Raw genomic sequence first — 26363 nt, 5'->3', positions numbered from 1 at the left:
CTCGGTCGCCTTAGCGGCGACGGCCCTTCTTGTCGTCCTTCACGTGGCCGCGGAAGGTGCGGGTGGGCGAGAACTCGCCCAGCTTGTGGCCGACCATGGTCTCGGTCACGAACACGGGGATGTGCTTGCGTCCGTCGTGCACGGCGATGGTGTGTCCCAGCATGGCGGGGATGATCATCGAACGGCGCGACCAGGTCTTGATGACGTTCTTCGAACCGGCTTCGTTCTGCGAGACGACCTTGCGAAGCAGGTGCTCGTCGACGAAGGGGCCCTTCTTAAGGCTGCGAGGCATCTTCCTCTACTCCTACTTGCGCTTCTTGCCGGCGGTGCGACGGCGGACGATGAGCTTGTCGCTCTCCTTGTTCGCGTGGCGGGTGCGGCCTTCGGCCTTACCCCACGGCGAAACAGGGTGACGACCACCGGAGGTCTTACCCTCACCACCACCGTGCGGGTGGTCTACCGGGTTCATGGCGACACCACGCACGGTCGGGCGGACACCCTTCCAGCGCATACGGCCGGCCTTGCCCCAGTTGATGTTCGACTGCTCGGCGTTGCCGACCTCGCCGATCGTCGCGCGGCAGCGCACGTCGACGTTGCGGATCTCACCCGAGGGCAGACGAAGCTGCGCGTAGGGGCCGTCCTTCGCGACCAGACGCACGGATGCGCCGGCCGAACGGGCCATCTTCGCACCTCCTCCGGGACGCAGCTCGATCGCGTGGATCACGGTACCGGTGGGGATGTTGCGCAGCGGCAGGTTGTTACCGGGCTTGATGTCAGCGCCGGCTCCCGACTCCACGACGTCACCCTGCGACAGCTTCGCCGGGGCGAGGATGTAGCGCTTCTCGCCGTCCGCGTAGTGCAGCAGCGCGATGCGCGCGGTGCGGTTGGGGTCGTACTCGATGTGAGCGACCTTGGCGTCGATGCCGTCCTTGTCGTTACGACGGAAGTCGATCAGACGGTACTGACGCTTGTGTCCACCACCGATGTGACGCGTGGTGATGCGGCCCTGGTTGTTGCGGCCACCGGTCTTCGACAGCGGGCGCAGCAGCGACTTCTCAGGCGTCGATCGGGTGATCTCGGCGAAGTCGGCCACCGACGAGCCGCGGCGACCGGGGGTCGTGGGCTTGTACTTGCGAATAGCCATTGTTCTTGTCCTCTATCCCGACCGTCAGCCGACAGACGTGAAGATGTCGATGGTGCCCGACTTCAGCGAGACGATGGCGCGCTTGGTGTCCTTGCGCTTGCCGATGCCGAAGCGGGTGCGACGGGCCTTGCCCACGCGGTTGATCGTGTTGACCGAAGCGACCTTGACGCCGAAGATCTTCTCGATCGCGAGCTTGATCTCGGTCTTCGACGAGCGGGGGTCCACCAGGAAGGTGTACTTGCCCTCGTCGATGAGCGAGTAGCTCTTCTCGGAGACGACCGGCTTCAGGATGATGTCGCGCGGGTCCTTGTTGACGGTGGTCATGCCGAGACCTCCTCGGTGGCGCCCGACTTCGACGCGACGAAGGCGTCGTAGGCGGCCTTGGTGAAGACGATGTCGTCGGAGACGATCACGTCGTAGGTGTTCAGCTGGCCGACGGTCAGCACGTGGACGTACGCGAGGTTGCGCACGCTCTTGATCGTGAGCTCGTCATCGCGGTCGATGACCACGAGCACGTTCTTGACGGCACCGAAGGCCTTCAGCGCGGCGGCAGCGGCCTTGGTCGAGGGGGCACCCTCGATGGCGAAGCTGTCGACGATGTGCAGACGCTGTCCGCGAGCACGGTCGCTGAGCGCGCCCAGAAGGGCGGCAGCGATCATCTTCTTGGGGGTGCGCTGGCTGTAGTCGCGGGGCTTGGGACCGTGGACGATGCCACCACCGGTCATGTGCGGCGCGCGGATCGAGCCCTGACGGGCGTTACCCGTGCCCTTCTGCTTGAAGGGCTTGCGGCCGGCACCCGAGACCTCGCCACGACGCTTGGTCGAGTGCGTGCCCTGGCGAGCCGCGGCGCGCTGCGCCACGACGACCTGGTGGATAAGCGGGATGTTCGTCTTGACGTCGAAGAGCGCGGCGGGCAGCTCGACAGAGCCGGCCTTGTTGCCGTCGGCCTTCACGACGTCGAGCGCGAGAGTCGAGTCAGCCATGATCAGGCACCCTTCACTGCGTTGCGGACGTAGACGATGCGGCCACGGGCACCGGGGACGGCGCCCTTGACGAGCATGAGTCCCTTCTCGGCGTCGACGGCGTGCACCGTGAGGTTGAGGACGGTCACGCGCTCGCCACCCATACGGCCGGCCATGCGCATGCCCTTGAAGACGCGGCTCGGAGTCGACGACGCGCCGATGGAGCCGGGCTTGCGGTGGTTGCGGTGCGCACCGTGCGAAGCGGACACACCCTTGAAGTTGTGACGCTTCATGACACCGGCGGTGCCCTTGCCCTTGCTGGTGCCGACGACGTCGACCAGCTGACCGGCTTCGAACAGACCGTCGACGGTGAGCTCCTGGCCCAGCGCGTAGTCTGCGGCGTCAGCCGTGCGCACCTCGGTGAGGTGGCGGCGAGGGGTGACACCCGCGGCGTCGAAGTGCGCCGTGAGGGGCTTGTTCACCTTGCGGGGGTCGATCTGGCCGTAGCCGATCTGAACGGCGTTGTAGCCGTCCTTCTCGAGCGAACGCAGCTGGGTCACGACGTTCGGCGCGACCTCGATGACGGTGACGGGAACGAGCTTGCCGTTCTCGTCCCACACCTGGGTCATGCCGAGCTTGGTGCCGAGGAGGCCCTTGGAGATCTTGGAGTTGATGTCAGCCATGTCGAACCTCAGAGCTTGATCTCGATGTTGACATCGGCAGGAAGGTCGAGGCGCATCAGCGAGTCGACGGCCTTGGGCGTCGGGTCGATGATGTCGATGAGGCGCTTGTGGGTGCGCATCTCGAAGTGCTCGCGGCTGTCCTTGTACTTGTGGGGCGACCGGATGACGCACACGACGTTCTTCTCGGTCGGCAGGGGAACCGGGCCCACCACGGTGGCGCCGGCACGGGTCACGGTGTCGACGATCTTGCGGGCCGACGAGTCGAGCCCAGCGTGGTCGTACGACTTCAGGCGAATGCGGATCTTCTGTCCCGCCATTGTCTGCTCTCTCTCTTTCTCGCGTCTTACCCGACCTGGGGCATTGGACGCACGGTGGCGCTATCGCGCCCTGGCACTTCCCCTCGCTCGCGCGAGGGATGCTGCACCCTGTTCAGCTGTCAAACCGGAAGACTCGGCATCCGGCCCGCCCCTCGCACGCACGCGCACGAATCCCACAAGGGGATGAAGGGGTTTCGGTGTGTGTTCTGCTGCCCGCGGCCCAGGACCCTGCGCTCTCGCGCCGCCTGTGCACTGCCCTGACAGTGATCCTGGCGCGCGCCGAGCACGCACCGGAATGTGGAACTGGACTAGTCTACGTACGCCCCGGTCATGTCGCAAACCCGGGCGTGTCGCGCGCGGCTGATCCTCAGTAAAACCCCCGCCGACAGCAGCGGCGCCGCCCCCGAAACAGGGAGCGGCGCCGATGACTTCGCCTCTGGTCACGCGTTCCCGATGTGCTTGTCCACGTTCGCGCGCGTCTCGTCGACCTTCGCGTGATGTTCCGCCGGAACGATCTTCTTGATCGCGTCGGCCGCTCCGTCGAGCACCTTGTCGCTGACCTCTTCGGCCTTCTCGCTCTTGAGCGCCTCTTCGATCTTGTCGCGGTTCTCGTCGAGGAGCTTCTTGCCCTTGGCGATGATGTCGTCCACTCCCATGTGCGTCTCCTTCGCAGACTCGGTCGGCTGGCACGCCGACCCCGGTTCGATTCTGACCGCGGGGTAGCGGCAACCGAAACCCCCGCGGGCGTCGGGTGCGACTGGTGTAGAGCACATCCGGGAACGACAAAGGCCGGGCCCGAAGGCCCGGCCTGTGCCGAGTGAAGTCTGGAAGGACTTACTTGAGGATCTTGGTGACGGTACCGGCACCGACGGTGCGGCCACCCTCACGGATCGCGTAGCCGAGGCCCTCTTCCATGGCGATCGGCTGGATGAGCTCGACCGACATCTCCGTGGTGTCACCGGGCATGACCATCTCGGTGCCCTCGGGCAGCGTGATGACGCCGGTCACGTCGGTGGTGCGGAAGTAGAACTGCGGGCGGTAGTTCGTGAAGAACGGGTTGTGGCGGCCGCCCTCTTCCTTGGACAGGATGTACGCCGTGCCCTCGAAGTTGGTGTGCGGGGTGACCGAACCGGGCTTGACGACGACCTGGCCGCGCTCGACGTCGTCACGCTTGGTGCCGCGAAGGAGCAGACCGCAGTTCTCGCCGGCCCAGGCCTCGTCGAGCTGCTTGTGGAACATCTCGATACCGGTGACCGTGGTCTTCTGCGTCGGGCGGATGCCGACGATCTCAACCTCGGAGTTGATCGCGAGGGTACCGCGCTCGGCGCGGCCGGTGACGACCGTGCCACGACCGGTGATCGTGAAGACGTCCTCGATGGGCATGAGGAAGGGCTTGTCCTTGTCACGCACCGGGTCGGGGATCGACTCGTCGACGGCTTCCATGAGCTCGACGATGGCGTTGACCCACTGCTCGTCACCCTCGAGAGCCTTCAGGCCCGAGACGCGAACGACGGGGGCGTTGTCGCCGTCGAAGTCCTGCGACGACAGCAGCTCGCGAACCTCGAGCTCGACGAGCTCCAGGATCTCCTCGTCGTCGACCATGTCGCTCTTGTTCAGCGCGACGAGCAGGTAGGGAACGCCGACCTGCTTGGCGAGCAGAACGTGCTCACGGGTCTGAGCCATCGGACCGTCGGTGGCGGCGACCACGAGGATCGCGCCGTCCATCTGAGCGGCACCGGTGATCATGTTCTTGATGTAGTCGGCGTGACCGGGCGCGTCGACGTGAGCGTAGTGACGCTTCGGGGTCTCGTACTCGACGTGCGAGATGTTGATCGTAATACCGCGCTGACGCTCTTCCGGCGCCGAGTCGATCGACGCGAAGTCACGCTGAACGTTGGTGGCCGACGGGAACTTGTCGGCGAGCACCTTCGAGATGGCAGCGGTGAGCGTGGTCTTGCCGTGGTCGACGTGACCGATCGTTCCGATGTTCACGTGCGGCTTGGTCCGCTCGAACTTGGCCTTAGCCACTGGGTCCTCCTCAGGACGTTGGTTGCGAGGTCTCGGGCACTGGATTGCGACCGGTTCTTCGCGGGGATGGTTCTCAGATTACTAGAGAGTCGGTATTCAGTTTGAGCGGATGCCGGGAACCTGAGCAGAACCCGGGGTTCCCGGCATCCGTGAGAGCGGTTTTACTCGCCCTTGTTCTTCTGGATGATCTCGTCGGCGACGGCCTTCGGGACATCGGCGTAGCTGTCGAACTCCATCGAGTAGACGGCGCGACCCGAGGTCTTCGAGCGCAGGTCACCGATGTAGCCGAACATCTCGGACAGCGGCACGTTGGCCCGGACGACCTTGACGCCGGCGGCGTCTTCCATCGACTGGATCTGGCCACGACGCGAGTTCAGGTCGCCGATGACGTCGCCCATGTACTCCTCGGGAGTACGGACCTCGACGGCCATGATCGGCTCGAGGATCGTGGGGTTCGCCTTGCGGACGGCCTCTTTGAAGCCCATCGAGCCGGCGATCTTGAACGCCATTTCGGACGAGTCGACGTCGTGCGAAGCACCGTCGAGGAGGATCGCCTTGACGCCCACCATGGGGTAGCCGGCGAGCACGCCGACGTTCATGGCGTCCTGGAAGCCCTGGTCGGTCGGCGAGATGTACTCGCGCGGGATGCGACCACCGGTGACCTTGTTCTCGAACTCGTAGGTCTTGTCGGCCGTGACCTCGAGAGGCTCGATCGCGAACTGGATCTTCGCGAACTGACCCGAACCACCGGTCTGCTTCTTGTGGGTGTAGTCGTGACGCTCGACCGACTTGCGGATGGTCTCGCGGTACGCCACCTGAGGCTTTCCGACGTTGGCCTCGACCTTGAACTCGCGCTTCATACGATCGACCAGGATGTCGAGGTGGAGCTCGCCCATGCCCTTGATGACGGTCTGACCGGTCTCGGAGTTCTGCTCGACGCGGAACGTCGGGTCCTCTTCGGCGAGCTTCTGGATGGCGACACCCAGCTTCTCCTGGTCGGCCTTGGTCTTGGGCTCGATGGCGACCTCGATGACCGGCTCCGGGAACGTCATCGATTCGAGGACGACCTGGTTCTGCGGGTCGCAGAGGGTGTCACCGGTGGTGGTGTCCTTCAGACCGATGACCGCGTAGATGTGGCCAGCGGTGACGGAGTCGACCGGCATCTCCTTGTTGGCGTGCATCTGGAAGATCTTCCCGATGCGCTCCTTCTTGCCCTTGGTCGCGTTGACGACCTGAGCACCGGAGTCGAGGTGACCCGAGTACACGCGGATGTACGTGAGGCGACCGAAGAACGGGTGCGTCACGATCTTGAACGCGAGAGCCGCGAAGGGCTCCTCACGGTCGGCGTGGCGCTCGATGACGATCTCTTCGTCCTTGGGGTCGTGCGCCTCGATGGCGGGCACGTCCAGGGGCGAGGGCAGGTAGTCCACGACCGCGTCGAGCATGGGCTGCACGCCGCGGTTCTTGAACGCCGAACCGCAGAGCACCGGGTAGAGCTCCGAGTTGATCGTCATCTTGCGGATGGCGCCCTTGATCTCGGCGACCGTGAGCTCCTCACCGCCGAAGAACTTCTCGAGGAGGGCGTCGTCGGACTCGGCGACGGTCTCCAGGAGCTGCTGGCGGTACTCGGCGGCCTTGTCGGCGAGGTCGGCCGGGATCTCCTGGATCTCGTACTTCGCGCCCATGGTCACGTCACCCTTGGCGTCGCCGGGCCAGACCAGTGCGCGCATCTCGACCAGGTCGATGACGCCGACGAAGTCGTTCTCGGCACCGATGGGCAGCTGGATGACCAGCGGCTTGGCCTTCAGGCGGTTGACGATGGTGTCGACCGTGAAGTAGAAGTCGGCGCCCAGCTTGTCCATCTTGTTGACGAAGCAGATGCGGGGGACGTCGTACTTGTCAGCCTGACGCCACACCGTCTCGGACTGGGGCTCGACGCCCTCCTTGCCGTCGAAGACGGCGACCGCGCCATCGAGCACGCGCAGCGAGCGCTCGACCTCGACCGTGAAGTCGACGTGGCCGGGGGTGTCGATGATGTTGATCTGGTTCTTGTCCCAGAAGCAGGTCACAGCAGCGGAGGTGATCGTAATGCCACGCTCCTGCTCCTGCTCCATCCAGTCGGTCGTAGCCGCACCATCGTGCGTCTCGCCGATCTTGTGGTTGACGCCCGTGTAGAACAGGATGCGCTCGGTCGTCGTGGTCTTGCCGGCATCGATGTGGGCCATGATGCCGATGTTGCGGACCTTATGAAGGTCGGTGAGCACGTCTTGTGCCACGGGTGTCTTCCTTACCTGTTGGGAGGTTGATGCCGGGCCCATCGGAGGGTCCGCGACCGGGGTCGGTCACGGGCCCTCCGCGGGTTTTACCAGCGGTAGTGCGCGAAGGCGCGGTTCGACTCGGCCATCTTGTGGGTGTCCTCGCGGCGCTTGACCGCGGCACCGAGGCCGTTCGAGGCGTCGAGGATCTCGTTCTGCAGACGCTCGGTCATCGTCTTCTCACGACGACCCTTGGCGTAGCTCACGAGCCAGCGCAGCGCGAGGGTGTTCGCGCGGTGCGGCTTGACCTCGACGGGAACCTGGTAGGTCGAGCCACCGACGCGGCGGCTCTTGACCTCGAGGGTGGGACGGACGTTGTCGAGCGCCTTCTTCAGCGTGGCGACGGCGTCCTGGCTGTTCTTCGCCTCGACACCCTTGAGGGCGTCGTAGACGATCGACTCGGCGATGGACTTCTTGCCGTCGACGAGGATCTTGTTGACCAGCTGGGTGACGACGGGAGCGCCGTAAACCGGGTCGTTGACGACGGGACGCTTCGGGGCAGGACCCTTACGAGGCATGTTTCTCAGCCCTTCTTCGCGCCGTAGCGGCTACGAGCCTGCTTACGGTTCTTGACAGCCTGGGTGTCGAGCGCACCGCGGACGATCTTGTAACGGACACCGGGGAGGTCCTTGACGCGACCACCGCGGACGAGCACGAGCGAGTGCTCCTGCAGGTTGTGGCCCTCGCCGGGGATGTAGGCGGTGACCTCGGTGCCGTTGCGCAGCTTGACGCGGGCGACCTTGCGCATCGCCGAGTTCGGCTTCTTGGGGGTCGTGGTGTACACGCGAGTGCACACGCCGGCCTGCTGGGGGTTCGACTTCAGCGCGGGAGCCTTGGTCTTCGAGACCTTCGGCGAGCGGCCCTTGCGAACCAACTGCTGAATGGTTGGCACGTTCTCTCCTTGATTGGCTGGGCGTTCCTCGCGGTGGCGCCCAGGGTGCTGCACGGTGACAGCGTCGTGTCTCCCCCGTCATGTCGCTCATCTTGCGATTCGTGACGTGTCGGGCTCACGTGTGATCCACCGCGCGACAGAATGATCTAGCGCGATTCGTGGTGGATATGCCGTGGGGGCGACCTGTTCGCAGGCCGATCCCTGAGATGGTGCGAGCGTTGATCCGAGCGACTCACCCGAGGGCACGACGCACGGCGCGCGTGAACGCACACCCGGTCAATGATACGCGTTCCCCGGGACGCGGGCAAACGTGTGCGGGACCGGTCACTGGGAGTCTCCCGGATGCCGCGTTCGTCATCCGAGCAGCAGCAGCGCTGCCCCGATGGCTGACGCGACGAGCACGACGACGATCACCGCCGCGAGCACGATCACGCGGGCCGCGCCCCGGCGCGCCCGGGGGCGGACGGCCGCGGCGTCCTCGGATGACGGAGCGCGGACGACGCGAGCACGCTCGACGCGTGCGGGCCCCTCGTGACGGGCACCGTACGACTCGCGGCTCAGGGCGTCGGGGACGCGTGCTTGCCGGACGGCTCCCTCTCCGACGGCGCCGTCTGCGGCCTCGGCGACTTCTCGGCGACGGCGGCGGGAACCCGATGCCGTGTCGTCGTCTGACACCGGGACGGGCCGTGCGCGCGTGGCCTCGTCGACGGCGGGTTCCGCCGAAGGCCGGCGGCGGGTGGTCTCGTCGACCTCGGTGCCCCCTCCCCCGCCCGCAGGACGTCGACGGGTCTCTTCGTCAGGGGCGGGGGTGGCGAGCGAGCTGGTCGGAACGGGGGGCGCCGCGCTCCGAGGAGCGGTCGTACCCACCTCCTCGTCGACGAAGACGTCTGCCACTGGCGTCCCCGGGGGCGTCGGGCGGGAGGAGAGGGCACCGTCGTGAGGCGTGTCGATGCGTGAGATCACGGTCTCGTCGTCGGGGACGTCGACCCGGGAAAGCAACGTGTCGTCCTCTGGCACGATACGACGCGAGATCACCGTCTCGTCCGCGGGAGCCTCGGCCCCGGAGCGCAGCGTGTCGTCCTCCGGCACGATACGACGCGAGATCACCGTCTCGTCCGCGGGAGCGTCGGTCCCGGAGACGGTCTCGTCGTCCGCAGCGTCCCGGCGCGTCAGGATCGTCTCATCATCGACCTCGTCGTCCTCGACGGCGGGCGGCGTCGGCCAGGCCCGCAGGCGACCCGCCCAGAGGGTCACCTCGTCGGGATCCTCGGCGCGGTCGTACGGGCCGCTCACGCGTCGCTCCGCGAGAGGCGCACCTCCGCGTCACCGAGGAAGAAGCGCTCACCGGCTTCGATCTCCTCGCCGGGAGGCGCCTCGACCTCGGTGCCCATGAGCGTGGCGAACAGCACGCCGTTCGTGGAGTGCAGGTCGGTGACGTACCAGGTGTCACCGCGAAGCTCGAGTCGCGCGTGGGTCTTCGAGACCGTTCGCGTCTCGTCCGAGATCGGGACGAGCTGCGCGTCGGGGTACGCGGAGTCGGGGCCCGGGCGACGACCCAGGATGACGACAGCAGAGGTGAGGTCGATCGGCGTCCCGCTCGGAGGCACGAGCGCCCACGGAATGCGTTTGCGCCGCGTGACGACGGTTCGGTCGAGAGCGTCGAAGTCCTCATCGGCCGCGACCGAGGGGACCTCGGGCTGCGTGTAGAGCGCGGACACCGAGGTGCGGGCGGAGCGCGGGGAGCCGGCATCCGGGGCCTCCGCCACGGCGGAGACCGCCTCGGACAACTCGGGGAACTCGTCGATGGTCGCTGCCACCGAGGGATGGGGAGCCGGAACGGCGTCGGGCGCGGGCCGGGTGAGGGGCACATCCGCTATGGGTGCGGGACCGGCATCAGCCGTCGTGCGACGCGGTGGGTTCGCCCAGGGCGCGACGACGTCGGAATCCTCCTCGGCGTCCTCGGCGGGCAGCTCGGAGGACGCCCGCGCCTCGGGGACCGCAGGGGGCGCCACGGGAGGCGCCCAGATCGGCGCGGGAGCCGCCGCGGAGGGCGCATCGAGAACGTGGGGGCGCGGGGGCTCCGACGCAGCGGGCGCAGCGGGACGGTGGTCGTCCTCGGGGGACCCGTCGCGGAGGGCGTCGAGCACGGCGAAGACCGAGGTGGCCGGAGCGACATCCCGTGACTCGGCGCGATGCTCTTCGTCGGCCCGAGCCCGCTCGGGGGCGGGAGGCGGGACGTGCGCCGGAGGAGCCCAGTCGCTCGACGAGGGCACGGCGTCCGCGAGGGAGGGGGAGGGCGCGGCGAAGGGGACGGCGACCGGCGCGGACACGGGCGCGAGCGGTGGAAGGGGGGCGGCGGCATCCGGAGACGAGTGCTCGGGAACCTGCTCGGGTGTCCATCCGCCGATCAGCGGCACATAGGGACCCTCGTAGTCCTTGCCGCGTCGGACGGGCGCGGAGTTCTCGTCGGGGAGTGCGGTGCGGCGTTCCCCGTGCCAGCGCGCGGAGCCGAAGCCCAGGATGCTCGCCCACACGACCGGGAAGAGGGCGCCCACGACGGTGAGACCGGCCCCGACACCGAAGCCGGTGTTGATGCGGTGGACCGCGACGATGAACACCGCGACGAAGGCGACGAAGCCGAAGATCGGAACGAAGTTCAGCAGGACCAGCCACGGTGAGAACCCGCCGGCTTTGAGCACGGTCGCCACGTTCAGGACCGGAACCCAGGCCTTCCAGGCGGGTTCGCCGATCTTGCGGAAGAGCGCCGCGAGGGCGATCGCGAGCCAGACGTACAGCACGACGACGAGAGCGAACGAGGTCGCCCCGAGAACCACCATGGTCGAATCGGTCATGTCGTGTCGCGGTCCACCAGGGCGGTGGAGCGCTTCCCCCTCTCGTCGCGGTGCGGCGACCCCCGCCGCGAGGGGCGTGGGGCGAGGAACCGCAGGAACGATCTCAACGATACGGCCGCGCGCAGGCGCCGCCAGAAACCCCGCTGACGGGCCAGCGCGCGTCGTTCTTCGTCGACGATGCTCCAGAAGGCCCCGACCTCGTCGGGGTCGACGTCCTCGGACGAGAACACCGCGCGGTCCGCTCCATCCGCCAGGACGGTCCCGGAGGCAGTGGCGAAGGCCTCGGCCACCTCGCGTCGGGTCGGTGCGCGCGGAACGGTGCGTCCCGCGTCGATCCCCGCATCGACGTACTCGTCCCAGCCTCCGGCGATCGCCGAACGGGGATCCGGATCCCGGCGACGTCCACGGCGGCGGAGAGCCTTGGCGATCACGACGGCGAAGAAGGGGCCGAAGAGGACGAGCAGGATCAGCAGCGAGATGCCCGCGATACGCAGGCTCGCCCACAGCCAAGCCAGGTCTACGCCGTCGTCGACGCGCGGATCGTCGTTGGTGGAGTTGTCCTCCTGCACCGGCTCGGGAGGCACGACCTCCTCGACGGTATCGGGGCGGACCTCGGTGACGTTCTCGGGATCCTGCTGCTGGGTGACCTCGAGGCTCGGCGACTGCTCCCACTGGGGGGTCACATCGACGGGCGCCCACCGCCCGTCGGAACCCTGAACCTCCGTCCACGCCGTCAGGTCGCGCGCCCGGCACTCCCCCGACTCGCACGTGGCGAGGTTCGGATCGCTGGAGACCAGCCGCGTCCCCACCACGACGCGGGCGGGGAAGCCCAGCTCGTGAGCGATCAGGGCCGTGGCGACGGCGAACTGCTCGTCGTCGCCGACGGCCGCGACGAAGTTGCCCGAGGCGGCGGCACGGGGGTCGTCCTCTCGCTCGAGCAACCGCTCGAACATGCGGTCGATGCGCGCCAGCGAGTGACCGGAGGCACTGGGTTGCAGCTGGTAGCCCGACAGGGTGGAGGCCCACTTCGGCGTCGGCCCTCCCTCCGGCGCCAGGCTGTGGCTGAGGTATCCGCGCTGGCGGAGCATCTGAACGAGGCTCTGGAGCGCCGCCCCGTCGTTGCCGGTCGCGTGCTCCTGAACCCAGCGGCGAAGGTTGTCGCCGCCCGCAACCCCGTCGCCCGCACCGGGCGGGGTCATCGAGGCGAGGTCGACGGGGGCGGGCTCGACGGCGTCGAGCCGGTAGCGGTCACCCGCAACGAGTCCGCCGTCGGCGGTCTGCACTCCCGCGTCGGCGTCGGAGCTGTAGTAGAAGCGGTCGGCGAGGACGCCACGACGGTCCCCCTCGAACGTCGCCGAAGCGAGGCTGCCGGCCGTCGGCATCCAGATGCCCCCCAGATCGACGATCTCGATGTCCGCCTCGACGGGGCGTCCCTCCCCCGCATCCCGCGTCGACGGCAGGCGCACGAAGCCTGCACCCTCGTCACCCGACGCGCGAAAGATTTCGCCGTCGTAGGTGTCGAGGGTGGCGATCCGGATGCGATCGGGCTCGGCACCCGTACCGCCGACCCGGAAGAGCACCTCGTCCGATCGCGCGTCGGAGAACATCGAGCGGTACTGCGAGAGCGGGCTCACGGCCTCGGCGATCAGCCGCTCCGGCCCCGCCGCCGATCTGAGCACCTGACGGTCGGCGTTCCGAGCAGCCGCGGGCACAACCGCGACGGTGACGGCCACGGCGACGAGGAGCATCGCCGCGCCGAGCACCAGCCTGCGGCGATCCGCCCGCGAACGGCCCGGCGCGACGGGAACGGCCGAGACGTCGCTCGCCCGGCGCAGGGCGCGTCCGCGTTCGTCCTGCGCGCGCCACGCCAACCACAGCACCGCTGTCAGGAGAGCGCCGATCCCGATGGCGGTCTCTGCGGGGGCCGGGAGGTCGACCGGCCCGATCGACAGGGGCGCGCTCGTCGACGCGCGTCCGAAGAACAGCCCGAAGCCGGTCATACCGAGACCGCCGACGACCGCGAACGGCGCCCAGCGATCGCCCCGGATGGCGAGAGCGGCGGTGACGGCCGTGCCGACGAGGAAGATCACGAGCGCGGGGATCAGCAGGTTGCGGTAGGCCCCGACCGGCAGATCGACGGTGACGAGGTCTTTCCACGCGACGACGACCCCGGCGAAGGACTCCCCGAGCCCGCGCAGGACGTCGAGGGGAGACGTCAGACGCGACGGAACGGCGAGCGGTACCGCCAAGACGGTGAAGGCCCCCAGCAGACTCGCGGCGAGGGTCCAGCCGCTCCATCGGCGCCACGACACGACGCCGACGACGGCACCCGCGACCACGACCGAGACGATCACGAGCAGAAGGAAAGACCACGACGCGTAGACCGGCCACGCGGCAATGGTGGCGAGGACGACGGACACCGCCGTGTAAATGGCGGCGGCCGCGTACCGCGGGAGGTTGGTCTCGCGGCGACGGGCTGTCGCGCGCGAGCTCCGACGATCGCTCATGAGGTCGCTCCCCGGACCAGGAGACCCGAGAGGTCGTCGAGGGTGCCGATCGTCAGCACCGTGAGTCCCGCGATGTTCTGCATCCTCGGGTGGGCGCGCTCGTCGCAGATGACGGCGGCGACCGAGGTGTCGGCGGGGAAGGCGAGGGCAGCCTGACGCAGGCGGGTGAGAGGGACGGTCGCGCCGACGACCACGAACGCGATCGAGAGACGTTCGTTCGCCTCGGATGCCAGACGGCAGACGTCTTCGACGGGCATCGTGTTCTCGTGTCGATCGATGGCGCTGAAGCCGTCGAGCATCGTGCGCGGTGCGACGACCGGGATGTGACGGATCGCGCGCAGGCGCCCCTTGACGACCCGCGGGATCTCCGACCCCGTGACGATGTCGATGTCGCGCGCGTCACGGACGGCGCGCAGACCGAGCGAGGCTGCGGCCGAGACGGCGAGCTCGTACTCGTCGGCATCCGTGTACTCCTGTGTCGCCGCGGCGAGTACGACGGCCATGCGCGAGCGTCGGGATTCCTCGTACTGCCGGACCATGAGTCGACCCGTCTTGGCCGTCGACTTCCAATGCACCTGCCGGCGCGAGTCGCCGGGGACGTACTCGCGGATCGCGTGGAAGGACATGTCCGCATCGACGAGGCGGCGGGTGGCGTTGCCCTCGAGGTCGCGGACGAGACCGGCGCTCGTGGAGGGGAGCCCCACCGTGCGAGGGTGCACGAAGAGATCGTGGACGTCGTCGAAGGCGTGCTCGCGCCGGAGGAGCCCCACCGGGTCGCTGCGCACCGTCGTCACGGGGCCGACGCGGACGACGCCGCGCGGTAGCGGCGGGATCTCGAGCGGCTCGGCGGAGCTCTGCCCGGGGCGGAGGAACGGCACACCGAACTCCACGAGGCCACGACCCACGGGGATGTCGAGGCGACCGGGCAGGGCGGGTCGCGAACTCTCGTTGCGCACGACGATCTCGCCCGTGACGCCGTTGCCCGCCGTCACGCGCTCGTGATCGAGCGCCAGGTCGACCTCGTACGCCCGAGCACCGAAGAGGAAGGGCACGCTCATGACCAGCAGCAGCAGGGCCGCGCTTCCGGCGACCATCCACTCGACCCACCCGAACAGCACCCCGAAGAGCAGGCCGATGGTCGCGGCGACCACGACCACCGCTCCCGCGGGGCGTACCGTTCTGCCGGCCCATCTCACGGCGGCGGAGATGGCCTCGGTCGTGACACGCCACCATTCGGCGACCTGGACCACCGCGCGCACGATGCGACGTTGTCGACGCACCGCGGTCGAGGTGACGGAGGTGCGCGAACCGGTCGCCATGGTGCCCGCGGAGGTCCGCGTGAGACGCGACTCGGTCAGATTCAGATCGGGCACGGCTCACCCCCCGAGCGGGGCGCGGCGGCCACGGGACGAAGCATCGTCAGGCGCTCTCGCGCTGCGAGGGCGGCTGGGTGTCGAGCAGGACCTGGCCGATGACGGCCTCTTGGGTGACACCGTCGAACTCGGCCTCGGGGTGCAGGATGAGGCGATGCGCCAGCACGGCGACGGCGAGAGCCTTGACGTCGTCGGGCGTCGCGTAGGTGCGCCCCTGCGACGCCGCGCGAGCGCGGGTGGCTCGCGTGAGGGCGAGAGCCCCGCGGATGCTCACACCGAGGCGGACCTCATCGGCCGTGCGGGTGGCATCCACGAGACGGGCGATGTAGTCGAGGACGAGGGCGTCCACGTAGACGGATGCCGCGAGGTCGGCCATCCCGACGAGGGCCTGAGGCGTGATGATCGCACGCAGTTCCGCCGTGGCCACCGGCGCTCCGTCGAGGATCCGGACGGTCGCCGCGTGGTCGGGGTAGCCGAGGGAGGTGCGCAGCAGGAAGCGGTCGAGCTGAGCCTCGGGGAGACGATAGGTGCCGGCCTGCTCGACGGGGTTCTGCGTGGCCAGCACGAGGAAGGGCACACCGACCTCTCGCGAGACGCCGTCGATGGTGACCTTGCCCTCTTCCATGACCTCGAGCAGAGCCGACTGCGTCTTCGGGCTCGCACGGTTGATCTCGTCGGCGAGGACGATGTTGGCGAAGATCGGGCCGGTGTGGAACTCGAAGGTTCCCGTCTTCTGGTCGTACACGGTGATGCCCGTGATGTCGCCCGGAAGCAGATCGGGGGTGAACTGGATGCGCGTGTTGGTGCCCTGGACGGACGACGCGACGGCGCGGGCGAGCGAGGTCTTGCCGGTACCCGGGACGTCCTCGAGCAGGACGTGGCCGTCGCTGAGCATGGCGGTGAGCACCAGTTCGACCACGTGCCGCTTGCCGAGGACGGCGCGCTCGACGTTGTCGGCGATCTGCGAGAAGGTCTGGGAGAACCAGGTGGCCTGCTCCTGGGTGATCGTCATGTCGGAATCCTTCGGTGGGCGAGAGCGGGAAAGGGGCTGCCGGGAGGGCTCAGGACGAGGGGTTCGTTGTCGGGGTGCCGGGCTTGCACTCGCCGCCGAAGTCGTCGGACGCGGAGTCGAGGTTCCACCCCTGAGCGGACCAGTCGACGGTGACGCGGATGCGATCGACACGGGTGGCACCCACCGGAACGGCCGTTGCTGCTGCGCCTTCGGCTCGCGGCAACTGCGCGTTGTTCTTGTCGAAGTAGCGCGCGTTGTCGTAGTTGAAGGTGACCTTGGCTTTGTCGTTGCTCGACGAGCCACTGGCGCTGAGCGTCTTGCCACCCTCGCAGCTCGCGACCTTCCACGAGGCCAGGACCTGGTAGGGGGCGCTTCCGCTCGCAGGTGTCACGGGGGCGTACTCCGACTGAGTCCCCCAGAGGTCGTGCTGGAAGTAGACCTGGATCCTGGGGTCGCTGTCGAAGATCGAAGGGTTCGGCCAGTTGACGTACTTGACGCTGTTGTACCGCGGGGGCGGATTGCCTTCGTTGATACGGTCGACGCGCCAGCGTGCGGTGTTGTCGCCACCGATGTCGGCCCTCGACCCGACGCGGAAGGTGTAGCCCTTGGGGGCCGCCTTGCTCTGCTCGGCGTTGATCTGCTTGTCCTGGCTCACCGATCCGTAGGCGCGGCCGTTGAACCACGACTCGGCGCACATGGTGAACGTGTAGGTCTCGCCGTCGCCGAGGGTCGTGAACTTCTGGGTGTCGCCGCCGCTACGCGGGACGCAGGGAAGACCCTTCTGGACGATGTTGAAGCGCACCTCGGAATCGGTGCCGTTCTGCTGCGCGGTCGCACGGGCATCCACGGTCGACGTGCCGTTGCCGTTCGACGTCGAGGTCAGCGTGAGGTTCGGATTGGTCGGTGCACCGACGCCGTGCGCGGTGCCGGTGTACACGTTCCCGGCCGTCGCACCGCCGAGCCCCGGAGGCACGGTGAAGCGGGAGATCGGCGTGACGGTGACCTGCGTCGCCGCATTCGAGCCGACGCGGAACCGCGCCACCTGCACGACGTCCTGGTTGCGTCCGACGCTCACCTGGATCTTGTCGCCCGCGGCGCTGGCGATCTCGAGCGTGCCGGTCTCAGCGCTGTCGACATCCTTGATGACGAGGTCGGCGAGGTTTCCCTCTCCCCCGGTCTGCGTGGGCGTGAAATCCATTCCCTTCGGGGCGTTCGGGGGTCGGTACGCCCATCCGGTCGTACGCACGGCCATCTTGGATTCGCCGACGCTGTTCACCGCGTTCACGACGTATTCGCGCTGCTCGCCGTTGGGCGCCGCGATGGGCGGGCAGCTGCCATCGGCGCCGCACTGGCCCACGACAGCGCCGTTGTAGCGCACCGTGAAGCCCGAGATGGCGGGATAGGCGCGTCGCGCCTCGCCGGGGTCGACGCGGAGCGTGACCGAGCCGTCGGCGTACGCCGTCTGGCGCACGCTCCCCGGCGGGCGCGGGAATCCGAGCAGGTCGAGCACGACGCGCGCGTCGCGCGTCGAGGCCGTCGTGCGGCCCTGCGCGTCGCGGAGCGTGACGCTCGCGCTACAGGTGGCACCGGGAGCATCGTCGCTCCACGAAGCCACCACGCTCGAGGTCGAGGCCACGCCGAAGGTGACGCCGGCGCACGCCGCGGTCGGTCGCACGTCGACGACCTCGAGGGGCGTGCGCGGCAGCGGGTTGACCTCGCCGCTGGTTCCGATCACATCGATCGAACAGCTGGTTCCGCTGGCTTGAGAACACTGCCTCGAGGTCGTCCCACCCTGCGGCAGGGTCGACGGGGCCGCGCCCACACGCAGCACGAGTCGCGCCGGAGCGACCGCGTTGTGGCTGGTGACCGAGATGATCGCGGCGTTCTCGGTGCCCGGCACCGAACGGTCGTTACCGGTGACCGTGACGATCGACCCGTCCAGCGAGACGCTGAAGGCAGATCCGCCGTAATTGAGGGCGTAGCGGATGCCGTTCCAATCCTCGCGCCCGAGCTGCCAGCTGGTCATGTTGCGCAGATCGAACGTGGCGGTCTCACCCGGGCCGACCGTCAGGGCGGCGGGCTTGAGCTCGGGCTGCGGATCGCGGGCGACGATGCCGATGGGAACGGAGACCACCGTCCACTCCTCGGTGCCCGCGATGCGCACCGGCACCTGGCACGCGTCGGTGTAGGGGGATCCGGCCCCGGCGTCGTAACGAACGGTCGTCCCCGACACCGAGCACCGGCCCTCGGCGCGGACGCCCGTCGCGGACACGTCGGTCCCCACCTCGAGGGTGGCTCGGCGCGGGAGGGCGACGAGGTTCGCCATGTCGAAGTCGACCGACGCCAACTCATCGACGCGCTGCGCTGCGCCCGGGCGCAACGAGAGGCTGAGATCGTCGTCTCCGGGGACACGCAGGAAGGCGTACGTGGTCACGTCGGTGTCGCCCACGCGGCCGGTGACGGCGAACGGGATGACACGACGGGTGGCGGGCAGGGTGCCCGAGATCTGCCGGCCGCTCAGAGTGACGTCGGTGGGCTGGCCCCACAGCGACACGCCGAGGTCGGCGACCTCTCCGCCGGACCACGTGGCTTTACCCGCGAGCACGTCGATACCGGTCGTGAAATCGTCACGGTTCTCAACGGTCAGCACGGTGTCGGTGACGACCGGGTAGTCGGGGACGTTCTCGCGCACGACCTTGACGACGATGAGTCCGCGGCCCGTGTTACCCGAGTCGGATGCCACGTCGTAGAGGAACGACATCGTTCCCGGCTGTTCGCCGGCTTCGATCACCACGCCGGTGTCGGACACCGAGTCGATGTAGCCCTTCAAGCGCGCGTACTCGGGGTTGTCGCTTTCGTCCACGAGCTTCTCAGGCAGGTCGGGACGTACACCGGTGAGGGTGAGGCGGCCCTGCGTGGGATCGATGTCGTTTGCCAAGGGGCTCACACGGATCGTGCGATCGACGCCGGCCTGGACCTGCACGTAGTCGGTGAAGGTGATGGGGCTGGGGTTCGCCTCGGCGTCCAGCACACCGATACGAACGGTGCCCTCGCCCGTCGCGCCCGAGGAATCGGACACGCGGTAACGGAACGAGACCTGGCCGCGGTCACCGGGCACCGACGAGTACAGGATGCTGGAGCCGTCGGCGGAGATGGATGCCGTACCCCTGTTCGGCTGCGCGACGATCCTGTCGAGCGTGACGGCGTCGCCGTCGGGGTCGACCCCGAACCCGTGGAAGTCGATCGAGGTGGTGCCGCCGCTGAGAACCCGTCCCTCGAGGGTGTCGGGCAGCGGCGCGCGGTTGGCCTCTCCGCCCAGGACGGTGATGTGCACCGTCGCTTCATCCCACAGGGCAGGAGTACCCGTCGTGTAGACGCGGTACGTCACTTCGTACGAGCCCGCCGTGGTGGGGGCGAGGTAGCGGAGCACACCCCCGGAGGTGAAGGCGAGGGCATCGCTCGCCGGTTGGGTCTGCACGCTCGAAGGATCGAGGGTCGGGCGTCCCCCCGCGGGCGAGATGTCGTTGTCCAGGACGGGGATGTCGATCTGAGCTCCGACGCGGACCGTGACGTTGTCGTCCACCGCGATCGGGGCGATCTCGGGCGCGGGCGGCAGAAGGTACACCGTCGCCTCGCCGGCCACGCGCGAACCCTCGTCGTCCGTCCCGTCGCTCACCGTGTAGGCGACGGTTCCGAGCAGCCCGGCCGAGCCGTCGGCGGTGCTTCCCGACACGCGCAGGTCGTTCTGTCCCACGGTGTCCACCGTGAGCGAGGCGCCCTCTTGAGCGTTCGCCGCCACGTCGCTGAGCAGCAGCACACGGCCGGTCGGGTTGGACACGGCGCTGAAGACGTCGAGCGTCGCGTCTTCCTGCGGCCGGACGAAGGCCACCACCGGCGAGGTCGCGAGCTGGGCGGGAGCGTCGGCGGGGAGAAGCGTGATGCGCGCCGTGCCCGTCGCGTCGCGGCCACCGCCGTTGACCGTGAAGTCGACGCGATACACGCCGGGCTGGTTCGCCGCGAAGTCGAAGGTGGTGGTGCCGCCGACGGCCGTCGCCGTGGCCGCCGCGTCGTCGAGGACGCGCACCGAGGTGAGGCTGACGTTTCCGGCCGTGCCCGTCACGTGCGGGCCCACATCGACCGCGACGGTGGATCCGACGGTGTCGATCCTCGCGAACGACTGCACCGCGAGCGTGGGGTCGGGTGCCACCCGGATCACGAGGGGTTTCGTCGTCACCGCGCCCTGGGTGTCGGCGACCGTGACGTCGAGCTGGATGTTCTGCTCGCCGCCGGAGCCGTCGTCGGCGTGCTGGTAGACCACGTCACCGCCGGGCGTCGCGGCGACCGTGCCGACGCCGCCGGGGTTGTCGACCGAGAGCAGCAGCAGCGGGTCGCCGTCGGGGTCCACCCAGCCGGGGAGCACGGGGACCGTGATCGTGCCGCCGCGGGCGACCTCAGGGGTCGGCCACGGCTGCAGGCACTTGTCGACGCCGCACCAGACGGGCGCCGCGTTGGACTGCGAAGGCGAGACCGTGAGCGTCACCGTGGCCGGCGCGGAATTGAGCCCGTCGGCGGCGGTGCCGTCGGTCACGGCGTACGAGAACGTCGCGCTGCCGGTCGCGCCCGGAGCGACCCGCACCGCGAGACGCTGACCGGAATCGGTGACGGTGAGGCTGCCGAAACCCGGATCCAGGCCGGTGACGCTCTCGGAGATGATGCTGAGGACGTCCTCGTTGGGGTCGTGATCGTTCAGAAGGACGGGCAGCGTCGTGAGCCGACCGGGCCGGACCCCGAACGCGTCGGGCTCGGCGATGGGCGGCTTGGGGTCGAGCACCACGCTGAGCTTCTCGTCGCTTTGGACAGCCGTCTGCTCGGTGCGATCGTCGAGCGACCAGTTCTGGCTCGAAGCGACGAGCGCACCGTCGGGAACAGTCCACACCCATCCCGTGCGCGTCTCGTTGAGGATCACCGCGTGATCGGTGGCCACGAAGACCGGTCGACGCTGGTCGGGCATGCTCGCCCCGCCGTAATCGAGATTCGTCTCGCCCTGGTCGGAGCGCCAGAGGGTTCCGCGCGCATCACCGGGAAGGAGCCAAGCGGCGTAGGCGACACCCTGATGCGAGAGGGGGCGCGCGGGCTGACCAAGCACGTTGCCGCCGCCGCCGACCTCGCGCCTCGGCTCGGAGCCGTCGGCAGGGATGCTCCAGAGCGACTGGTCGTCCGCCACGTACACCGCGCGCGCGTCGGCGTCGGCGTCGGCCACCACGAGCTGGTCCGCCGCCTCGATGGTGACGGGATCCTCTCCGCGCACCCACACGCGTCCGGCGTCGGCATCGACGAGGACCCAGGTGTCTCCGGCGGCGGACAGCACAGGTGCGGCCACGTCCGCGTCGAGGGCGTCCCGCCCCCGCAGTTCGTCTGCCTCGATGTCGTAACGAATGACGGAGCCGTCCGCGGACGAGTACGCGAAGAGCATGCCGCGGGCGTCGAGGGCGATGGCATCCGCGGTGTACGAGGGGGCGTTCTCGTCCTGTGAGGTGTCGAAGGGGTCGAGCTCGGTGGGCTTCTGCCCCGCCTGGCTCAGTCGGCTCGCGAACAGGGTGCCCGTGTCGGTGCGATAGACCGCGTAGTCGCCCGCCGTGGCCACGGAGGTCGTGCCCGGCGGCGTGTCGGGGGCGGCCTCGAGCTGGTCCTCGGAGAGATCGACGGGTTGCGCCTCGTTGATGCGGGTGAGCTTACTGAAGCTGTCCGTGAAGAGGTAGGCGCCGTCACCGCTCTGCGCGACCTGGCTGGGGTTGCCGGCGGTGCGCACCGTGTCGAGCTCGCCGACGGTGGTGTTCACGCGTGCGTAGCGCTGACCGTCGCCGGTCTGCAGCGCCCACACCGACGTGTCGACCTCGGGGGTCTGCTGGGCGTCGAGCCCGGGCCACACGATGCTCGCGGTGATGACCAATGCCCCGGCGGCCAGGGTCGAGGCCATACCCACGATGGTCCTGCGCTTCATCGGAGCACCCCCGTCGCGAACAGCGCCGCCACGACGACGGCTCCGGCGGTCACGAGGGTGGCCGACGCCAGTATCCACGGCAGTGCCCTGGATCCGCTCGAGACCGGCGTGGCGATGTCGGTGTCTTCGTCTCGGACGTAGCCCGCCATGCCGGACGTTCCACGGAGCTTGCGCGCCCCCTCGCGCTCGATGCGCGACCGCGCAGGACCGCGAAGGGTTCCGTCGGAGAAATCGACCGACCGAGCGGCCGGCGCCCACTCCGCGGCGGGCACCTCGAGCGGCGTCGCGGGCAGGCCGCTCTCGACCTGCACCGCTTGAACGGCCTCGCCGAACTCGCGCGCGCTGGCGTAACGGTCGGCCGGGTTGCGCGACATCGACTTCGCGAGCACCGCCTGCAGCGAGGCCGGGACATCGCTGCGGGAGATGTCGGTGTACGTGGCGCGCGCGATCCGGCGGCGCAACTGCTCGCGCGAGTTCTGCCCCTTCTCGCGTCGCTCGAACGGGCTCTGTCCCGCGAGCAGCGAGTAGATCGTGGCGCCCAGGCTCCACACCTCGCTCGACACGGTACCCGCGGTCTGTTCGGCGACGACCTCGGGCGCACTCCACGGCACCGACATGGCGAGCATCTCGTCTGCTCCCTGTCGCACGAGGGAGGAGGAGATCCCGAAGTCGGCGAGCACCGGCGCCCCGAACGTCGTCACGAGGATGTTGCTGGGCTTCACGTCACGGTGGATGAGCCCGGCGTGGTGAGCCGACTCGAGGGCTCCCGACATGCGGACGCCGATCGACAGCACTTCGGCGACGGGGATGCGCTCGACGCGGTATCGCTGCGCGAGGGACCCCGGGCAGAACTCCATGACGATGTACGGTCGGCCATCGGCCGAGATCCCGGCCTGGTAGACGGTGACGATGGACGGGTGCGCCGACAGGTGCGCGAGAACGTCGGCCTCGGCGTTGAACATGCGCAACAGGTCGGCGTCGCGCACGTCGCTCGGGAGGACCTTGACCGCGACGTCACGACGCGGCATGTCCTGCCCGTACAGGAAGACATCGGCGAACCCGCCCGACCCCAAGGGCCGTATGTACGCCAGGCCCGGAAGAATGGGCGGCGAAGACGGCAGACGCTGCGGCATCGAGCCCCCTCCCCCGTGAGATTGTTCCGCGACTCGATAAGCGGACAACCCGTTGATGCTAACAAAAGCGCGGCACCTCGCCGTGCCCGTGTGGACAGAGCTTCAGGATGCTGGCGGCTCCGCGTCGCGCGGATCGAACGGCGCATCGAGGGATCGGGTGAGATCGTCGAGCAACGCGGCGATCTGCGGCTCCACGAACTCGGCCACCGCCGCCTGTATGCGCAGCCGGTGGTGGAGCAGGATCGTACAGACCTCGCGCCCGATCATGTTCGCGTAATCGTCGGCGAGACCGACCTCTTGGCGCAGGGCTGCCTTCGCGGCATCCGAGAGGGGAGGAAGTGCGGGGAGGGCGGCGTCTTCTTCTGCGGCGAGGCCCGACAGCGTGAAGAGGAACGGGGAGCCGGGCTCGGGGTCGGGGTCCAACGGCATCCCGTCGAACTCGGGTTCCAGGCCCTCCGCGGGACGGTAAGAGCGCCTCCGGTTTCGCTCAGCCTGCTGGTCGAGCTCGGCCTGGAGCATGGGGAGGTTGCGGGAGGTGTAGTCGGCGACGGCGTGATCGACGATGGTCTTCACGCGCGTCGACAGTCCGTGCTGCACGCCGTGCGGAACGTCGGACCCCAGACCCGCGGCCGACAGGACCGGGGAGCCGAAGCACCGACGGCACGGGGCGACTCGGCCACGATGGTTCGCGGGCTCCCACCGGGGCAGCCAACGCAGCCAGGCGTCCACCGCCTGACCGACCTGGCTCTCGAGCGACCGCTCCACGCCCCTACGCTAGCCCGACACGCCCGGGAACACGCGGATGCCCACGGACCCGCGCGTCACAATCGCGTCAAAGGTCGTCGGCGTCGTCTTCCCAGCGCCATCGCGGGCCGTTCGTCCGCGCCCGGACGAGCAGGATTCCGAACAGAGCCGCGAGCAACGCCGCGACGGCGACGACCGGACCCGGGAACCCGAGGGCGACACTGCCGGCCGCAGCGACACCGCGAGCCGGGTCGGCGCCGCTGACGAGGGCGCCGACGACGATTCCGAGCACCTCGCCCAGATAGGCGGAAATCGCGCAGGGGACGGCGATGAGGTAGCCGGGCGGATCGGCGCGAAGGCCCCAGCGCAGCGTCGCGGCGAAGGCCCCCAGAGCCAGGAGCTGACCGACCACGCCCGGGATGGCTCCGAGACCTCGGACGGGGATGACGTCGGCGTCGACGATCAGACTCGCCACCCCGAGACCCCCGATCGAGAGGGCGATGAAGACGACGGCCGCGAAGACGACAGCGACCGGCGGGGAAACCCCCGCCGGTCGCTGTTCGTTCGTCATGGACCCCGGTTCAGCGCTGCGAGAGCTGAGGACCGGCCTCCAGGGTGCGCTCGTACTCGCGCTGGGCCTCGGCGTTGATCTCGCTGACGCGCCGACCGCGCGCCGACACCCAGGATCCGAACCAGATGGTGAGTTCACGACCGAGGACGAAAGCCACGATCGCCAGGGGCGCGAGGACGTTGTTCTGCAGCAGATCGAAGGACTCACGGGCGGTGATCATCCAGAACGGGGCGGCGAAGAGGACACCGAGCAGATGCCCGGCCCACGCCACCACGCCGACGACGAGGCCCCAGACCACCCAGTGACCCCAGCGGCCTCGATTGATGAGCGCACCGAGGAACCAGAAACCGAGGTAGAAAGCCACGGTCGGAACCCACAGACCCCAGGTCGTGAGGGCCGAGAGAGCCGCCTGGCCGAGGTCGGCGGACGCGAGCCTGCCGGTGAGCAGCGCCAGACCGAGGGTGGCGGCCAGGTAGAGCGCCGCGAAGACGAGGGCGGCGAGAAGGCCGATCGCGCCAGCCGCACCGCGGTTGTTCCGCGGACGAGGGGCTTCGGGGGCCTGGACGAAGATGGGCTGCGCACCGCCCACGACGCGAGTGGGCTCGTCGGTCACGGGCGTTGCCGTCGCCGCAGCGGCGGCGCCGGCACCGGCGGCCGCGGGGTATGCCGTGGTGTGCGCGTCGTCGTAGCGCGCGGTCGCGGCACCGTCGTCGGCTCGAGCGTCATCGTGACGCACGTCGTCGCGAGCCGGCTCCGCGGACGCGGCGTACGCGGCCCACCGGGCGTCCTCGTCGTCGAGGTCGACGGATCCGTTGGACGCCGAGGAGTCCTGGGGTGCCACGGGAGACGCGTCGTGCACGACCGGGGCGGTGTGCTCGCTCCGGGGCGTCTGCGACGTCCCGGATTCGTGCTCGCGCGCGTCGCGCTCGTCCCATGCGGCCTCGGCGGCGGCGGGGTCGACGGCGTCGCGGCGAGCGGCCTCGGCGTCGGCGAGGCCCTCGTGGGCTCGGCCGACGACATCCTGCGCTTCGTCCTTCGGCTCGACGACGGGGTCGCCGTACGAGTCCTTCGGTTCAGCGACGGGGTCGCCGTACGACTTGTTGTCGCTCATGGGGTCTCCTCACGCGGTGCTTGCGGCGCAAGGCTAACCCGGGTATGGCGCAGCATCGCGCAGGCGTGCCGCCGGATGTCTTTCTCGACCGTGTCGGTGGTGCGGCTTAGGGTGTTCCCATGCCCCGTCGTCTGCTCCGTCCGGCCGCAGCCGCGGCTTTCGCCGGCGCCGTGCTCCTCACTCTGACGGCCTGCGCCCCCTCCGAGGAGCAAGCCGCCCCCGCGCCGTCGACGTCCGTCGCGACCGAGAGCCCGACTCCGATCCCCACGATCACGCAGACGGCGCCCGCGGTACGTATTCCCGCCGACTGCCGCGCGATGCTCTCCGCCGATGTCCTGTCCCAGCTGGGCACCACGCCGCTGAACGACCCTTCGCTCGGGGCGTCGGGGGTGCAGTCGGACGGGTCGCTGATCTGCATCTGGCGCGATCCCGCCGCCGACACCACAGGACTCGTCACCCACATCTCGCGTATGGACCGCGGACCCGCCCTCGACATGCTCAACGGCCTGGTCGACACGCAGGGCTTCAGTTGCTACACCCCCGATGCGGGCACCCGCTGCGAGAAGACCTGGATCAATCCGACCTACCCGGTCAACGACGGGCGCACGCTGTACTGGCGCGACGGCGTGCTGATCGACACCCAGTACTCCAACCTGGCTCCCACCGGGTACACCGGGAGCATCATCGCCTCCGTGTTCGGCGGCTGAGCGCGAGTCGT

22 protein-coding genes are annotated in these 26363 nt (G+C 68.9%); 1 reads left to right on the top strand and 21 read right to left on the bottom strand.

What is annotated here, in order from left to right; genetic code table 11:
- Window positions 1-10: 10 nt before the first annotated feature.
- The 21 genes from rpsS to OVA17_RS08265 form a co-directional block, all read right to left on the bottom strand.
- The gene (gene rpsS / locus OVA17_RS08365; protein ID WP_013584011.1) at window positions 11-292 is read right to left on the bottom strand and encodes a 30S ribosomal protein S19; all 282 of its coding nucleotides are present in this window, start codon (window positions 290-292) and stop codon (window positions 11-13) included.
- A 12-nt stretch (window positions 293-304) separates the two neighbouring features.
- Window positions 305-1144, bottom strand: a complete 840-nt coding sequence (rplB, locus tag OVA17_RS08360; protein WP_013584012.1) for a 50S ribosomal protein L2 — start codon at window positions 1142-1144, stop codon at window positions 305-307.
- Window positions 1145-1168: 24 nt separating this feature from the next.
- Entirely contained in the window at window positions 1169-1468 is a 300-nt protein-coding gene (rplW, locus tag OVA17_RS08355; protein WP_056226248.1) for a 50S ribosomal protein L23, read from the bottom strand.
- Window positions 1465-2127 (bottom strand): 50S ribosomal protein L4, encoded by a 663-nt coding sequence (gene rplD, locus OVA17_RS08350; RefSeq protein WP_115915920.1) that lies wholly within the window; start codon window positions 2125-2127, stop codon window positions 1465-1467. The genes rplW and rplD overlap by 4 nt, the downstream gene beginning before the upstream one ends.
- A 2-nt stretch (window positions 2128-2129) precedes the next feature.
- Window positions 2130-2789, bottom strand: coding sequence for a 50S ribosomal protein L3 (gene rplC, locus OVA17_RS08345; protein WP_056226244.1), 660 nt, complete (start codon window positions 2787-2789; stop codon window positions 2130-2132).
- An 8-nt stretch (window positions 2790-2797) separates the two neighbouring features.
- A complete protein-coding gene (gene rpsJ / locus OVA17_RS08340; RefSeq protein WP_013584016.1) occupies window positions 2798-3106 on the bottom strand; it encodes a 30S ribosomal protein S10 in 309 nt (102 codons plus the stop codon).
- 440 nt (window positions 3107-3546) lie between these two features.
- A complete protein-coding gene (locus tag OVA17_RS08335; protein ID WP_210072347.1) occupies window positions 3547-3762 on the bottom strand; it encodes a hypothetical protein in 216 nt (71 codons plus the stop codon).
- Window positions 3763-3940: 178 nt separating this feature from the next.
- Window positions 3941-5134, bottom strand: coding sequence for an elongation factor Tu (tuf, locus tag OVA17_RS08330; RefSeq protein WP_056226238.1), 1194 nt, complete (start codon window positions 5132-5134; stop codon window positions 3941-3943).
- Between the two features lie 161 nt (window positions 5135-5295).
- Window positions 5296-7410 (bottom strand): elongation factor G, encoded by a 2115-nt coding sequence (gene fusA / locus OVA17_RS08325; protein ID WP_210072348.1) that lies wholly within the window; start codon window positions 7408-7410, stop codon window positions 5296-5298.
- A gap of 86 nt (window positions 7411-7496) precedes the next feature.
- A complete protein-coding gene (gene rpsG, locus OVA17_RS08320; RefSeq protein ID WP_013584050.1) occupies window positions 7497-7967 on the bottom strand; it encodes a 30S ribosomal protein S7 in 471 nt (156 codons plus the stop codon).
- 5 nt (window positions 7968-7972) lie between these two features.
- Window positions 7973-8341, bottom strand: coding sequence for a 30S ribosomal protein S12 (gene rpsL / locus OVA17_RS08315; protein WP_013584051.1), 369 nt, complete (start codon window positions 8339-8341; stop codon window positions 7973-7975).
- A 354-nt stretch (window positions 8342-8695) separates the two neighbouring features.
- Window positions 8696-9634 (bottom strand): hypothetical protein, encoded by a 939-nt coding sequence (locus tag OVA17_RS08310; protein ID WP_267786096.1) that lies wholly within the window; start codon window positions 9632-9634, stop codon window positions 8696-8698.
- Window positions 9631-11193 carry a DUF5684 domain-containing protein gene (locus tag OVA17_RS08305; RefSeq protein WP_267786095.1) on the bottom strand — a complete coding sequence of 521 codons (1563 nt, stop codon included), beginning with the start codon at window positions 11191-11193 and terminating at the stop codon, window positions 9631-9633. Before OVA17_RS08305 ends, OVA17_RS08310 begins: the two co-directional genes overlap by 4 nt.
- Window positions 11190-13700 (bottom strand): transglutaminase domain-containing protein, encoded by a 2511-nt coding sequence (locus tag OVA17_RS08300; RefSeq protein WP_267786094.1) that lies wholly within the window; start codon window positions 13698-13700, stop codon window positions 11190-11192. The genes OVA17_RS08305 and OVA17_RS08300 overlap by 4 nt, the downstream gene beginning before the upstream one ends.
- Window positions 13697-15073, bottom strand: a complete 1377-nt coding sequence (locus OVA17_RS08295) for a DUF58 domain-containing protein (protein WP_324289879.1) — start codon at window positions 15071-15073, stop codon at window positions 13697-13699. Before OVA17_RS08295 ends, OVA17_RS08300 begins: the two co-directional genes overlap by 4 nt.
- Before the next feature lie 46 nt (window positions 15074-15119).
- Window positions 15120-16085, bottom strand: coding sequence for an AAA family ATPase (locus OVA17_RS08290; RefSeq protein ID WP_103206788.1), 966 nt, complete (start codon window positions 16083-16085; stop codon window positions 15120-15122).
- Window positions 16086-16134: 49 nt separating this feature from the next.
- Window positions 16135-22086, bottom strand: coding sequence for an Ig-like domain-containing protein (locus OVA17_RS08285; RefSeq protein ID WP_267786092.1), 5952 nt, complete (start codon window positions 22084-22086; stop codon window positions 16135-16137).
- Window positions 22083-23219: a serine/threonine-protein kinase gene (locus tag OVA17_RS08280; protein WP_267786091.1), complete on the bottom strand. Its 1137-nt coding sequence runs from the start codon at window positions 23217-23219 to the stop codon at window positions 22083-22085. Before OVA17_RS08280 ends, OVA17_RS08285 begins: the two co-directional genes overlap by 4 nt.
- A gap of 102 nt (window positions 23220-23321) precedes the next feature.
- Window positions 23322-23984, bottom strand: a complete 663-nt coding sequence (locus tag OVA17_RS08275) for a spermidine/putrescine ABC transporter substrate-binding protein (RefSeq protein WP_210072354.1) — start codon at window positions 23982-23984, stop codon at window positions 23322-23324.
- Between the two features lie 67 nt (window positions 23985-24051).
- Window positions 24052-24534 (bottom strand): hypothetical protein, encoded by a 483-nt coding sequence (locus tag OVA17_RS08270; protein WP_267786090.1) that lies wholly within the window; start codon window positions 24532-24534, stop codon window positions 24052-24054.
- Window positions 24535-24544: 10 nt separating this feature from the next.
- On the bottom strand, window positions 24545-25645 hold the full coding sequence (locus OVA17_RS08265; protein ID WP_267786089.1) for an ABC transporter: 1101 nt from the start codon (window positions 25643-25645) through the stop codon (window positions 24545-24547).
- Between the two features lie 119 nt (window positions 25646-25764).
- Between OVA17_RS08265 and OVA17_RS08260 the strand changes: the two genes are divergently transcribed.
- Window positions 25765-26352 carry a hypothetical protein gene (locus OVA17_RS08260; protein WP_267786088.1) on the top strand — a complete coding sequence of 196 codons (588 nt, stop codon included), beginning with the start codon at window positions 25765-25767 and terminating at the stop codon, window positions 26350-26352.
- Window positions 26353-26363: the final 11 nt, after the last annotated feature.

Origin of the sequence: Microbacterium sp. SL75 (assembly GCF_026625865.1) — a bacterium.
In the GTDB taxonomy this organism is placed as follows: Bacteria; Actinomycetota; Actinomycetes; order Actinomycetales; family Microbacteriaceae; genus Microbacterium.
Note: the sequence above shows the minus strand (reverse complement) of the source record. Positions and strands in the feature narration are given on the sequence as shown.

Bases quoted from the DNA above. Each gene is read 5' to 3' on its own strand.
- OVA17_RS08335 (WP_210072347.1), bottom strand. From the start codon at position 3,762: ATGGGAGTGGACGACATCATCGCCAAGGGCAAGAAGCTCCTCGACGAG.
- OVA17_RS08260 (WP_267786088.1), top strand. From the start codon at position 25,765: ATGCCCCGTCGTCTGCTCCGTCCGGCCGCAGCCGCGGCTTTCGCCGGC.
- OVA17_RS08290 (WP_103206788.1), bottom strand. From the start codon at position 16,085: ATGACGATCACCCAGGAGCAGGCCACCTGGTTCTCCCAGACCTTCTCG.
- OVA17_RS08265 (WP_267786089.1), bottom strand. From the start codon at position 25,645: ATGAGCGACAACAAGTCGTACGGCGACCCCGTCGCTGAACCGAAGGAC.
- rpsJ (WP_013584016.1), bottom strand. From the start codon at position 3,106: ATGGCGGGACAGAAGATCCGCATTCGCCTGAAGTCGTACGACCACGCT.
- OVA17_RS08270 (WP_267786090.1), bottom strand. From the start codon at position 24,534: ATGACGAACGAACAGCGACCGGCGGGGGTTTCCCCGCCGGTCGCTGTC.
- rplW (WP_056226248.1), bottom strand. From the start codon at position 1,468: ATGACCACCGTCAACAAGGACCCGCGCGACATCATCCTGAAGCCGGTC.
- OVA17_RS08300 (WP_267786094.1), bottom strand. From the start codon at position 13,700: ATGAGCGATCGTCGGAGCTCGCGCGCGACAGCCCGTCGCCGCGAGACC.
- rplB (WP_013584012.1), bottom strand. From the start codon at position 1,144: ATGGCTATTCGCAAGTACAAGCCCACGACCCCCGGTCGCCGCGGCTCG.
- rpsG (WP_013584050.1), bottom strand. From the start codon at position 7,967: ATGCCTCGTAAGGGTCCTGCCCCGAAGCGTCCCGTCGTCAACGACCCG.
- OVA17_RS08305 (WP_267786095.1), bottom strand. From the start codon at position 11,193: ATGACCGATTCGACCATGGTGGTTCTCGGGGCGACCTCGTTCGCTCTC.
- rplC (WP_056226244.1), bottom strand. From the start codon at position 2,789: ATGGCTGACATCAACTCCAAGATCTCCAAGGGCCTCCTCGGCACCAAG.
- rpsS (WP_013584011.1), bottom strand. From the start codon at position 292: ATGCCTCGCAGCCTTAAGAAGGGCCCCTTCGTCGACGAGCACCTGCTT.
- OVA17_RS08280 (WP_267786091.1), bottom strand. From the start codon at position 23,219: ATGCCGCAGCGTCTGCCGTCTTCGCCGCCCATTCTTCCGGGCCTGGCG.
- OVA17_RS08285 (WP_267786092.1), bottom strand. From the start codon at position 22,086: ATGAAGCGCAGGACCATCGTGGGTATGGCCTCGACCCTGGCCGCCGGG.
- rplD (WP_115915920.1), bottom strand. From the start codon at position 2,127: ATGGCTGACTCGACTCTCGCGCTCGACGTCGTGAAGGCCGACGGCAAC.